Source organism: Psychrobacillus sp. FSL K6-2365 (assembly GCF_038003165.1).
GTDB classification, from domain to species: Bacteria; Bacillota; Bacilli; order Bacillales_A; family Planococcaceae; genus Psychrobacillus; species Psychrobacillus psychrodurans.
The window spans coordinates 972,126-984,793 of record NZ_JBBOOO010000001.1; the positions used below are offsets into that span (position 1 = coordinate 972,126).

The 12,668-nt window shown below is 37.4% G+C and carries 9 protein-coding genes; 8 read left to right on the plus strand and 1 reads right to left on the minus strand.

The genetic code is table 11. The annotated features are described in order from the left end of the window. Positions 1 to 13 precede the first annotated feature (13 nt). Positions 14 to 1,510 carry a DUF6583 family protein gene (locus MKY29_RS04740; RefSeq protein ID WP_340879152.1) on the minus strand — a complete coding sequence of 499 codons (1,497 nt, stop codon included), beginning with the start codon at positions 1,508 to 1,510 and terminating at the stop codon, positions 14 to 16. 323 nt (positions 1,511 to 1,833) lie between these two features. Between MKY29_RS04740 and MKY29_RS04745 the strand changes: the two genes are divergently transcribed. The 8 genes from MKY29_RS04745 (at position 1,834) to MKY29_RS04780 (ending at position 12,437) form a co-directional block, all read left to right on the plus strand. Continuing rightward, a complete protein-coding gene (locus tag MKY29_RS04745) occupies positions 1,834 to 2,280 on the plus strand; it encodes a PTS sugar transporter subunit IIA (protein ID WP_340879153.1) in 447 nt (148 codons plus the stop codon). Between the two features lie 2 nt (positions 2,281 to 2,282). Continuing rightward, the gene (locus MKY29_RS04750) at positions 2,283 to 2,552 is read left to right on the plus strand and encodes a PTS sugar transporter subunit IIB (protein ID WP_090565328.1); all 270 of its coding nucleotides are present in this window, start codon (positions 2,283 to 2,285) and stop codon (positions 2,550 to 2,552) included. 12 nt (positions 2,553 to 2,564) lie between these two features. Next, a complete protein-coding gene (locus MKY29_RS04755) occupies positions 2,565 to 3,830 on the plus strand; it encodes a PTS ascorbate transporter subunit IIC (RefSeq protein ID WP_340879154.1) in 1,266 nt (421 codons plus the stop codon). A gap of 333 nt (positions 3,831 to 4,163) precedes the next feature. Continuing rightward, complete coding sequence (locus MKY29_RS04760) at positions 4,164 to 5,048, plus strand: transketolase (protein WP_340879155.1); 885 nt, start codon at positions 4,164 to 4,166, stop codon at positions 5,046 to 5,048. Positions 5,049 to 5,053: 5 nt separating this feature from the next. Continuing rightward, positions 5,054 to 5,983 (plus strand): transketolase family protein, encoded by a 930-nt coding sequence (locus tag MKY29_RS04765; RefSeq protein WP_340879156.1) that lies wholly within the window; start codon positions 5,054 to 5,056, stop codon positions 5,981 to 5,983. 219 nt (positions 5,984 to 6,202) lie between these two features. After that, positions 6,203 to 6,802, plus strand: a complete 600-nt coding sequence (locus MKY29_RS04770) for a transposase (protein ID WP_340879157.1) — start codon at positions 6,203 to 6,205, stop codon at positions 6,800 to 6,802. 121 nt (positions 6,803 to 6,923) lie between these two features. Beyond that, positions 6,924 to 7,775 carry an STAS domain-containing protein gene (locus MKY29_RS04775; RefSeq protein ID WP_093494040.1) on the plus strand — a complete coding sequence of 284 codons (852 nt, stop codon included), beginning with the start codon at positions 6,924 to 6,926 and terminating at the stop codon, positions 7,773 to 7,775. Positions 7,776 to 8,549: 774 nt separating this feature from the next. Next, positions 8,550 to 12,437, plus strand: a complete 3,888-nt coding sequence (locus MKY29_RS04780) for a S8 family serine peptidase (RefSeq protein ID WP_340879158.1) — start codon at positions 8,550 to 8,552, stop codon at positions 12,435 to 12,437. Positions 12,438 to 12,668 lie beyond the last annotated feature (231 nt).

The window sequence follows — 12,668 nt, forward strand, 5'->3', positions numbered from 1 at the left end:
TAATTAGGTATTATTAATATAATTCCTGTTCGAGTTGTTCTGTTATGTTCATTCCCCAGCGTTCCAATTCAGGGTAAATATCTTCCATCATTAATTGTTGTAGTGCTTCGGCATCCATTGTTCCGATATTCACCATTTTCTCTGAATCTGATGGAACATTCACTTTTTTAATAATCTTACTTTCTTCGCTAATATTTATAATAGCGCTTGAACTGCTATCTAACTCAATCGAGAATTCATGCTTTGCTTGCATAGAGTCTTTGTTATAGCTTGAATTTCCACTCCATAAAAACTCCATTGGTTGGTAATCATCCTCTAGTGCAAATTTACGTTCGAATGTTCTATCATCACCTGATACTTTTTCTTCACCGTTATAGACTAGACCAACTTTGTTATCATCTAAGAAGGAGATTTCATCCTTATAAGTGCCATCTTTGGTAGCGGTAAGGTCTCCTGTAAAGTGTAGTGGCTCATCATCCATACTAATTGTATAATTCCAGTTTTGTGCTGAGTCTTCTAGTAATTGTGTGCCAGCAATTTCTAATTTACCTAGGTCTGCTATTTCTATATTAATATCTCTTTTAACGATTAAATCTGCATCTTGCCAAATAGTAGATTTTATACCATCAGGTAGGTCAATTTCATCTACTGAGCTAATTAGATCTTCCATTACTTCATCAAATTCAAATGTTTCGTTTGGCATACCGGTAGCCGTAAACTGTTCAAACGAACTCTCCAAGTAATCCTCAACCATTTTTTTGAATTTTGGATCTTTTTGTGCTTTTTTAAGTACATCTGTTAAAATCTTCTTCACTTCAGCTTCTGAAAGCACCATAGATACTTTTTCTGCTTTAATCGATTTCCCATTTACATCAATTTTTTCTTTTGATGTTGTAAATGATTCCTCCGGTAATGATTCATATAGATACATCATGTATTCTTCTTTTAAATATTCGATATTTTCCTCGGATAAAACGTTATCTTTACCTAAGAAATTTTCTAGACCAAGTTTTTCACTACCTACATAACTTGGATCTATAGCGCGCATTAAGTTTCCATAATCTTTATCCTTCAATTGAAGTAATTGATCATAAAAAGGAAGCCCTAAAATAATTTCTTCCGTTGTAATATAGCCTTTAATAGGGTCAACATCCACTCCGAGAATCGTTGCATTGATCTCAGCTTCTACCTCTTTCTTATTTGGATCACTTGCAATTCGCATTGCAATATTAGAGTTATTTACCACTTGTTCTATTTCAGGATTAGTATCATCTTGATATTCACCTGATAAATCATATGTGCTATCGATAACTTTAGTAGTACCGTATTTTGCCCATTCTGTTTCATTTTCATAGCGTGTTTCGACAAGTTCTTGAATATGTTGAATTGTCTTAACCTCCGAATAAAAATATTGCTCCTTAGGTGTTTTGCTCACTAGGAAAAAAGCAGATGCTCCTCCAGCCAACACAAAAAAAGAAATAATTGCAATAATCCATATACTTTTCTTCATTCAAAACCTTCCTTTCAATTCCACATATGGTAGCAAATAACTGCTTTTCATTATTTTACATCATATGTATCTGATAATAATTATAGCAGATAAATATATTTGAGGGACTTTTATCTATAAAAAAATCAAAAAAATTGGGAATTCCTATTTTTTTCGACAAAAAAGTGGTATGTTTCTGTCCCTGTGTAGCAAACAATTCTAGTCTACGCATACTTGGGTAAAAAAGTGCAGAAGATCTTTTACTATCTAAGAGATAAGGTTGCCACTCTCATGTTCAAACTCAAACATGCATATAATACGAAAAGCAACAAAGGAGATAAAAATTGAATCGTAGACTACTAGAAGAAAAAGGAATATTGCTAGATGTTACAGCGAAGGACTGGCAAGTTGCTATACGTATTTGCGGAGAAATACTTGTGAAAACGGGAAAAGTAGAAGTCACATATGTAGATGCAATGATCAATAATATTCAAGAACTTGGACCATATATCTTAATAGCACCTGGTGTTGCCATGCCCCATGCTCGTCCGGAAGATGGGGTTATCCAAGAAGGAATTAGTATTGTTGTTTTAAAAGAAGAGGTTGCTTTTGCACCAGGCAGAGAGTTTAAGGTATTAATCGGCTTGGCCGCTTTAAATAGCGAATCACATATTTACATTTTACAAAAAATAGCGGAGGTGATTTCCGAAGCGGATACGCTGGAAAGATTAAAAAATGCAACAGAGAATGACGAAATTCTACAGCTATTCAATGACAAAGAGGAGCATTAGCCATGAAAATACTAGCAGTATGCGGAATGGGTTTTGGATCTAGCATGATGTTAAAAATGACAATCGAAAAAATTTTAAAGGAAAAAGGCATTACAGCAGATGTAGAAACTGCAGATTTTACTACTGCTTCTAGTATTTACGCAGATTTTATCTTCACTAATGAAGAATTTGCTAAACAATTGGAGGGCGGAAAAGTAAAGGTTGTTAGTGTGAAAAATATTGCGGATGCAAATGAAATAAGAGGTGCATTGGAGTCGGTATTAAACACATAAGGGGGATCGAGTATGGCTTTTTTTGAATTCTTAATGAATGAAATTTTAAGCATTCCTGCTGTGTTAGTTGGTTTAATAGTATTTGTCGGACTCGTTGCTCAGCGTGCTGCTACTACAAAAGTAATGTCAGGTACGCTTAAAAGTATTATAGGTTTTCTTATTTTAGGCGCAGGTGCTGGAGTGATTGTAGGTTCTTTAGATTCTTTAGGCGGAATTATTGAAAAGGCCTTTAATATTCAAGGTGTGATTCCGAATAATGAAGCGGTTGTCGCTATTGCTCAACAAATGTTTGGGACGGAAACAGCACTTATTATGGGATTTGGATTCGTTGCGAATATTTTATTTGCACGCTTTACGCCTTGGAAATATATATTTTTAACTGGGCATCATACATTTTTTATGGCTGCTTTATTATCTGCCGTTTTAGGAACATCTGGCATGGAGGGAGCTACTTTAGTTATTGTCGGCTCCATATTACTTGGCTTTTTCATGGTTTTAATGCCAGCGCTCGGTCAACCATTTATGAGACAGGTAACTGGGAATGACGATATTGCGATTGGTCACTTTGGAACGTTTGGTTATATTTCTGCTGGTTTAATAGGGAAATGGTTTGGCAATAAAGCGAAGTCCACAGAGGATATTAAAATCTCTGAGAAATGGGCATTTCTGAAGGATTCATTAATATCTACTGCTTTAACAATGGTAGCTATCTTCATTATAATAGCTGTTTTAGCAGGTTCAGATGTAGTATCTAGTTTCTCCGGAGATCAAAATTTTATTATGTTTAGTATCATGCAAGGTATCACATTTGCTGCTGGTTTGAGTATTATTTTACTCGGTGTACGTATGATTCTAAATGAAATCGTTCCAGCTTTTAAAGGAATTGCAGATAAACTTGTCCCTGGTGCAAAACCTGCACTAGATATACCAATTGTCTTCCCATTTGCTCCTACTGCTGTAATGATTGGTTTCCTTTTTAGTTTTGCAGGCGGCCTTATAAGTATGGCGCTGTTAGGTGTATTATCATTGCCCCTGATCATCCCAGGTCTTGTTCCTCACTTCTTTACAGGAGCAGGTGCCGGAGTATTTGGTAATGCAACTGGAGGTCGAATTGGTGCTGCTGCGGGTGGTTTTGTAAATGGTGTTTTGATCAGCTTCTTGCCAGCATTTTTATTACCCGTTTTGGGAGAGCTCGGTTTTGCTAACACAACATTTGGTGATTCGGACTTTGGTGTAATAGGAATTATTATTGGATTCATTACAAGTCTATTTAGTTAAAGTTACTAGGTGACCTTCTGGGGGAAGGGAGAATTCCTAATTTTTTCACGCATTAACTTGCAGGCTGATGTTGCGGCTTCCTGTTACAATATCGCCACTAACTAGTACATCCTATGCGTCGTAATATTTCCAGTTCAAGATATGGCACTATGTCACAAGTTTAATTATGAGATAACTGCTCGCCTAGAACCTAGAAGAAAATCTCCACGTCGACTTGCATAATATAGGAGACTTGCTTCCTGGGAGCCTTAGATCATCAGAATCTTAATAACTCAGGCATTGCCGCACGATACGGCGTTATTTGCCTGAGTTCATTTTTTAAGTCAGCGGTGGATGAATCATCCTAAGCTGATTGAAGTTTTATTTTATGAGGAGAGGTACTTATTGATATCGATTGAACAATTAAAGCTTACAGCTACAGTTCTCAGAAAAAGGATTTTATCCACTGCTTATTATAAAAAACAGGGACATGTTGGTGGTTCGCTATCATGTGCGGATATTTTAGTTAGTCTATTTTTCCATCAATTATCTATCGATCCTTCTTGTCCAAAATGGGAGGATAGGGATCGTTTTGTTCTTTCAAAAGGTCATACGGCTTTGGGACTCTATGCTACGCTTGCCTTGAGAGGATACATTTCCGAAGAAGAATTGAAAACCTTTGATCAGTACGAGTCACGACTACAGGCACATCCGGATATGACCAAACTAGATGCGTTGGATATGTCTACAGGCTCTTTGGGACAAGGTTTATCAGCGGCGGTTGGTATGGCTATTGGTGCTAAGAGGCTGAAAAAGGATTTCCGTGTATATTGTTTGATTGGAGATGGGGAATCTCAGGAGGGGCAAATTTGGGAAGCGGCAAATATCGCGGAAAAATATAAGTTAGATAATCTGATTGTTATTATGGATCAAAACGGTCTGCAGCAATATGGATGGAAAAATGGTAAGGAAAGAATGGACCCAGAGCGTTATGGAAAAAGAAAGTTTGATAGCTTTGGCTTTGAAACATGGGAAGTAGACGGACATAGCATGGAGGATTTAGTAGCAGTGCTGACTGAAGTGAAGGGTAGCGTGAATGGTCTTCCTAAAGCGATTATTGCAAACACAACAAAAGGTAAAGGTGTTCGTTTTATGGAAAATAATTATGTCTGGCATTCAAAAGCCCCTAATGATGAGGAATATCAAATGGCTTTAACTGAACTAGAGGGGGAAGATTAAAGCAGATGTCGATAAATGTACGTGACCAATTTGGAAAGCAATTGGCGAAACTTGCAAAAGAAGATTCTAGAGTCCTTGCTTTAGATGGGGATCTTGGAAACTCGACTCGTCTAGATTCTATAGAGAAAGAAACAGTAGATTCCTTTTTACAAATGGGGATTGCAGAACAAAATATGGTAGGTGTGGCAGCTGGTCTAGCCTCAGTAGGATTTCAGCCGTGGGTGTGTAGCTTTGCCACTTTCTTAACGAAAAGAGCATTAGACCAAATTGTAGTCAGTGTTGCCCAGACTAATTTTGATGTAAAGCTAGTTGGCAGTTATAGCGGATTGTTGACGAGCAACACTGGTAAAACACATCACTCTCTAGATGATATAGCCATTATGACAACAATTCCAAATATGACTGTCATTGCCCCGAGCGACCCCGGTGAAACGGTCTCCGCTATGAAAGCTATGCATAAAACGGCTGGACCTATGTATTTAAGGCTAACTAGAGATGAAACGATTCCTTCCTTTCTACCTAATTCTGATTTTGAAATTGGAAAAGGTAAAACACTAGCAGAAGGAACAGACATCTTATTAGTCACTACCGGGAGCACGACCTTCCGTGTTAACGAGGTTATCAAACAAATGGAAGGTGTTTCAATTGCCCATCTACACTTTCCAACGCTAAAACCCTTCGATAAAGAACTGTTAATAGACGCTGCTAGAAAAGTTCCACTAGTAGTAACAGTGGAAGAACATTATATACGTGGTGGACTAGGTAGCATTGTTTCGGAAATTTTATCTGAAGAATTACCTAAGAAAGTTGTTAGAATTGGAGTTCCAGACAGGTTTTTGGGGTGCGGGACGGATGAAGAGCTGCTGGAGTCAAATGGACTTTCAGTGGATGAAATTAGAAAGTCTTTGACTGCCCTGTGTAGCAAACAATTCTGATAATTAACTACAATTAATACTCTCTCCTGTCTGTGAGCAGGAGGGGGTATTTTTGATGTCCCTGTGCAGTGTAATATTCAGAAAACTATAGACAATTATATTACCTTTCATTACACTTGTATGAAGACACCCAATCTCACTCCCTCGAAGATTACCTTCCCTAAAACAATAACCTATCAAGTCATAACTTTATAAATCTAAGAAAAGCGAGGTATAAAATTGACAAGAAAAAGAAATTTGAACCCGGATTCGTATTATCATGTCATCATGCGCGGAAACAATCGACTACCTATTTTTGGTTCACACCGAGATATGTTAGAACTCATGAGAATCTTCGAATATGCCCACGATCAATATCCCTTTCATCTGCTAGCCTACTGTTTCATGACCAACCATTATCATTTGTTGATGAAGACAGAAAGTGAATCTTTAAGTAAAATCATGGCACACATCAACCGAAGATATACTTCATCCTATTCCAAAAGATATAATCATGTCGGACGAATTTATCAAAGTAGATATTTTGCAAAAGAAGTGAAATCGTATTCAGGGTTATTAGCTGTTAGTATATATATACACCGCAACCCTATAAATACCAAACAACCATTAGTCAATCGCCTTGAGTGGTACCCATATAGCTCTTACCCCTTTTACTTTGAAGAAAGTAAAGAAGCTCCAAAGTTTCTTAAACGTGATGTTTTAAAGGAGTATCTTCCACACCCCCTAGAGAAAACAAATGCTGAGTATTGTGAGTTTTGTAAAAAGACCCCTGTGCATCAAACAATTCTACACAATTCAGGTGGCACGTTAAGTACTTAATTGTCGAGAAATGTCAGAATAGTTTCTTACACAGGGACATACTAAGAAAAATTGTTCTTTTAGTCAAACGAAACAATTATAATATTAGTAGAATAGATTTCAAAGAAAGTTGGCGGAAAAAATGGCATCGATTGATCAAGAACTTTATGATTACATTCTTGAAAACTCAGGTAATATTACGAGTAAATGGTTTATCGCAAAAAGTGATTTTGATGGCTCTTTTTATTCTAATAATCCAAATCCAGAGATAGATCAAGTATTGTTGGAACAGCATGCTTTGACTATTAGGACTGTGGCCTATGCTTTTTTGGAGGAAGAGAATGGCTTTCAGGAACAGCTTCTATTATGGGCAGAGACAGTAGCGAAAAGTAGAATTGAACATAATACTCCTATTCATGACGTCATACAGGCTCTAAATAAAACTCGTGAAACGATATGGTTATATGTGGAGCACTTTGCAAATGATCACTTAGATGAAGTAAACAATACCCACATACTAAAATGGAGTCGCTTATTTAATACAGCATTTGATCAGCTTATCCATAGCTTTTCTTCAAGGTATTATGAACTATCTAACAATAGATTAAATGCTCAACAAGATTTGATAAATGAATTAAGTATTCCAATTATCCCAATCTTGGATGGTGTTGGAGTATTGCCTGTTATCGGTGAGATTGATACAACTAGGGCGAGATCTTTATTGGAGGATGTGCCCTATAAATGCGTAGAAGTTGGTATCAATAAGCTTTTCATAGATATTTCTTCTGTCACGTTTATGGACACAATGGTAGCAAATGAAATGTTTCACTTAATAGATGTACTTCAATTGCTTGGCATCAAAACTTCTCTATCTGGTATTCGACCTGAAGTGGCACAGGCTTCCATCCAGTTAGGAGTGGATTTTGGCAATATTTCTACTTTTAGTTCTTTAAAGCAAGCACTGTTGAGGACTGGAGTTTATGTCCAAAGTTAAGATAGTATATAAAAATGTAGCGTGAAAACAGGGTTGACGGGACTGGAAAGAATGATTAATACGGCTGATTTCCGTTACAGGCGGAGGCTTTCCGAGGGGTGAGCGATGAACCTTCACCGTTGCTCCGCGTTCGTTGTGAAGGTTCATTTGACTCACTGATCCCTTCGGAGTCGCCGCCTTCCACTGCAATCAATATAACGTGTACTCAAAGTTAATATAGTAATAAAACCGTCTGTTGATTAAGGGATTTGTAATGAAGGATGAAAAGTTGATATTCTTTTACACTAGAGGAAATAAAGAAAAATAGATAGTGTTCACTATAGCGATCGAAATTGTATCTTCGGGCGCTTCTAGTTGATTAGAAAAGCATCTTTTCTCCAGTTATCCAGAAACGTACTTTCCTGTTTATAAGAGTTATAGAAGGACGATAACGTTAGATTGATAATAAGATAACGAAACGACTGTCTAAACTCTTCGGAAACGATTCTTAGCAAACAATTGTGAGTTTTACAATACTAATTCAACTATAGTTTTAAAAGTAGGTTTATAGTTGTAATGATTTTTCATACACCCTATATATTAGAAGTATAAACTACTAAAATGCGTATTTTGATCAGGTTCAAAAGTTGCGCATTTTTTTAGTTTACTAATACTATTTATCAATTTTTCTTAATTTTTAGAAATTTCGATATTCGTATTAGTTTACTTGTGATAAGTTGGTAGTGTCACACTTTATTGGTAAGTGTGAAATTAAAGACAAAGGGGAAATGAGATTTGAAGAAGTTTAAGTTTATGAAGTTCTTTAGTAGTATTCTGGCTTTGATGATGGTACTTTCTTTATTGGTTCCATTCTCGCAAGCAAGTGCTGAAGAAACGAAACCGTTCAAGCAGAATACTCAAAGCGAAAGTACGATTCAACTGAAGGCGGCTATTGCTGAGCAATTGAGCTTGTCTAAAGATGGTCCAACCCTTCACGAAAGTTTACAAAATGTATCGGGCAATCAAGATGTTGCAGTAATAGTACATTTATCCGAAAAACCAGTGGCACTAGAACAAGGGATAAGCCAGGTTAAAGGCAATAAATTCTCTAATGCTCGAGCAAATCAGGTTCGTGGCAATGTAAAAGCGCAACAAACAAAAGTAAAAAAAGAGCTCACTGCTAAAAAGGTTCAGATTAAGCAAGGATACACGTTTGATACTGTATTAAACGGATTTGCAGCAACTGTAAAAGCAGATGATATTCCTAAACTACTTACGGTTGAAGGGATTACATTAATCGAACCAGATACTACTGTTCATGCATCAGAAATTAATACCACGAAATCATCAGAACTTAAAAAAGATGAAACATTAGAAGCTCAAATGAATACAAGTATATCATTCCTAGGTATTGAACAACTTTGGGACGAAGGAATTGAAGGTCAAGGAATTAAAGTAGCGGTTCTGGATACCGGTATCGATGCGGATCACCCTGAATTTGCTGGAATATATAAAGGCGGGAAGAATTTCATACCGAACTCATCCACTTATACGAGAACTCGAGCAGATGATGATGCATCAGAAACCTCTCCTGTAGAACGTCCAGCGGGAACACCAGAATTTAATGCAAACGGTAGTGCTTTCTATACATCTCATGGCACGCATGTGGCGGGGACAATCGCAGCAATCGGGGCGAATGAATACGGTATTAAAGGAATTGCACCTAAAGTGGACCTATACGCTTACCGTGTACTTGGCGCATATGGAAGTGGTTCTACTTCTGGTATCGTCAAAGCAATTGAAACAGCTGTATTAGAAGAAATGGATGTTATCAATCTATCACTTGGTGGTGGAGCTAACTCTGAAACGGATGCAGGTTCATTTGCTATTAACAATGCAATGATTGCTGGAACAATTGGAGTAGTTGCAACTGGTAACTCGGGTCCTAATCGTGGAACAATGGGTACCCCTGCTACAGCTCGTTTAGGGATTGCTGTTGGTAATACTACAAATCCCGAAACAATGTATAACGGGGAAGTTAACGTTACAGTTGGTGGATACAACTTAACAAAACAACTAGGGTTGATGGGTACAACTTTTGGACAAGATTTAGCTACACAACTTCAAGGTGAGTTTGACTTAGTTGCCGTACCTGGAAATGGAGAAGTAGCAGATTTTGAAGGAATTGATGTAGAAGGAAAAGTAGCTTTGATCTCCCGTGGTAGTATCGCATTTGTCGATAAAATTGCAAATGCAAAGGCTAATGGGGCAGTGGTTACTATTATTCATAACTTTGCTGGTGGTTCAAATGCACCGAATGCATCAGGCACTTTCCTTGGTGATTCATTTGCTTTCCTTCCGACTTTTGATATGTCTCAAACTGACGGAGAAGCAATTCGTGCAGCATTGGCAGAGGGAACAGGAAAGGTTAGTTTTGGTAATTTTGCTTCCACGAAAACACTTGGAGACGATGTGAATGATTCTAGTTCACGAGGACCATCTACTCCAAACTTTGATATTAAACCAGATGTAAGTGCACCTGGTACAAATATAATGTCTACCATTCCTATGTACAAAGCAGATTTCCCTGAAGTTGTTTACGATGAAGCGTTTGATCGTAAAACAGGAACTTCGATGGCTACACCGCATATTGCAGGTATTGTAGCACTTGTGAAACAAGCTAATCCATCTTGGAATGCATTTGATGTGAAAGTAGCACTTTCAAATACGGCAAAAATACTGAACACTGCAAAATATGATGTATTCTCACAAGGTGCTGGTCGTGTAAACGCATATGCAGCAGCACATCCAGAAATTCTTGCTTATGCATTAGATACTGCTGTATTAGATGCTAATGGTGCTATTGTGGATAATTTGAAAGGAACAGTTACTTTCGGTCCACAATCACTGGAAGAAAATCTTGAAGTAACAAAACAAATTAAAGTAAAAGATATTAAAGGTAATGGTGGCGAATATAATGTTACAGTTGATGTCACAAAATCATTCGGTGATGCACAGGTAACGGTTGATCAGCCTACATTCAATTTAGCTGGTGAGCAAGTTTTAAATGTAACTTTAACAGCTTCAGCAACAACTACAACACCTGGGGATGAAATACTTGGCTACATTCACGTTCAAGGTGAAGGTTCTAAAATTTCATTGCCATTTGCTGCAGATTTTGGTGGAGCTGAAGCGACGGAACTGAGAGATTACAAGATTACAGAAACAGATTTGTCATTTAATGGCGATGGTGTGAAAGATTCTGCTGTTCTATCATTCACATTAACTGGGGACGTAACTACTAACTATATCGAGCTTTGGGATATTATGAATCCAGAGGGTGGAGAATATGGAGACGGTTATATTGGTTATTTGCACGCAGGTTCGGCACTTGGTGCTGGGTCCTATAACCTGAATATTGCAGGGCAGTATAAACCTTGGAGCAGTGAACCAGCTACAACTATTCCAGATGGTTTATACACAATTGACTTCACTGGTGTAGCTGCATCAGGAACCGTCCAAGATTATGTTGGACCAATTGTCGTGAAAACTACTAAACCAGAAATTACTGGAGCAGTTGCAGAAGGTGTTGCGACTGGTCAAGTTACAGACAAGTATATCGAATACAATGAAGAATTATATTTATATGGCCTAGACTATAATTTAAATGAAAAGTTAAATGCTTCATATATTGCTACAGTCAACGGTGAAGCATCGGCAGCAGTTGAGTTTGATTTGAACCAAGACGGTAGCTTCTCATTCCCAGTTACAGCTGAAACAGAAGCTGTAAAAGTAGTTATTAAAGACGCAGCAGGAAATGTTGGCGAATCATTAATTTACGAAAAAGAAGCTCAAGAAGTAACACTTTCTGTTGATCCAACTGAGCTAGTGTTAACATCTGGCAAAACAGCACAACTTACGGTAACAGAAACTTCAAAACCTGTAGAAGGTGATGCTACTCAGGAAGATGTAACTTCAGAAGCTACTTATGTTGTCACAGACGACAGCATCGCAACAGTAACAAATGGATTAGTTACTGCAGTGGGAGAAGGCACGACTACAATTACTGTGTCATATGGTGAAAATGATGTAACTGTAAATGTAACGGTAAAATCGCAGGATCCAGAAGTAACACTTTCTGTTAACCCAACAGAACTAGCTATTATAAAAGGTGAAACTTCTCAACTAGCGGTTACGGAAACGTCAACACTTGCTAATGGTGATGCATCAGAGAAAGATGTAACTTCAGAAGCTAAATACGTTGTAGCAGACGACAGCATCGCAACAGTAACAAATGGATTAGTCACTGCGAAAGCAGAAGGATCGACGACGATCACTATTTCATATGGTGGAAATGAAGTAACTGTAAATGTTACAGTTAAAGCACCTGATGTTGTCAATCCAGTAGTAACACTAACTATTGATCAAAATCAGGTCGAAACAAGACCTGGTAAAGAAGTTAAAGTTACCATTAAAGAAGTAACTACTGTTGATAACAAATCGACAGAAAAGGACGTTACAAAACTTGCATCTTACAATGTAGATAAAAATAATGTAGCATCTGTAAAATCTGGCGTCGTGAAAGGTAAAGGACCTGGCGAAACAACTGTTACTGTAACATATGGTGAGCATACGCTGACTTTTGACGTAACTGTTGTAAAACCTGGGAAAGGGAATAAATAGTGTCCCTGTGTAGGGAACAATTCTGAAAATAGACTACAATTAACCATTCGATTCGATAAAAATATCGAATCGAATGGTTTTATATTTGTTTACATAGAGAAATAGAAGCAGCGGATACACCAAAATGGGCTACTTCTAATAGTAGTTTTCAATTATTTTTCCACCCCACCTGTCTTGGGTGAAATAAATAATTGCATATAGTTAATTGGATTATTAGGCATTGGAGTAAGG

Coding starts and splice junctions, on each gene's coding strand:
- MKY29_RS04750 (WP_090565328.1), top strand. CDS start 2,283: ATGAAAATACTAGCAGTATGCGGAATGGGTTTTGGATCTAGCATGATG.
- MKY29_RS04755 (WP_340879154.1), top strand. CDS start 2,565: ATGGCTTTTTTTGAATTCTTAATGAATGAAATTTTAAGCATTCCTGCT.
- MKY29_RS04740 (WP_340879152.1), bottom strand. CDS start 1,510: ATGAAGAAAAGTATATGGATTATTGCAATTATTTCTTTTTTTGTGTTG.
- MKY29_RS04760 (WP_340879155.1), top strand. CDS start 4,164: ATGAATCATCCTAAGCTGATTGAAGTTTTATTTTATGAGGAGAGGTAC.
- MKY29_RS04775 (WP_093494040.1), top strand. CDS start 6,924: ATGGCATCGATTGATCAAGAACTTTATGATTACATTCTTGAAAACTCA.
- MKY29_RS04765 (WP_340879156.1), top strand. CDS start 5,054: ATGTCGATAAATGTACGTGACCAATTTGGAAAGCAATTGGCGAAACTT.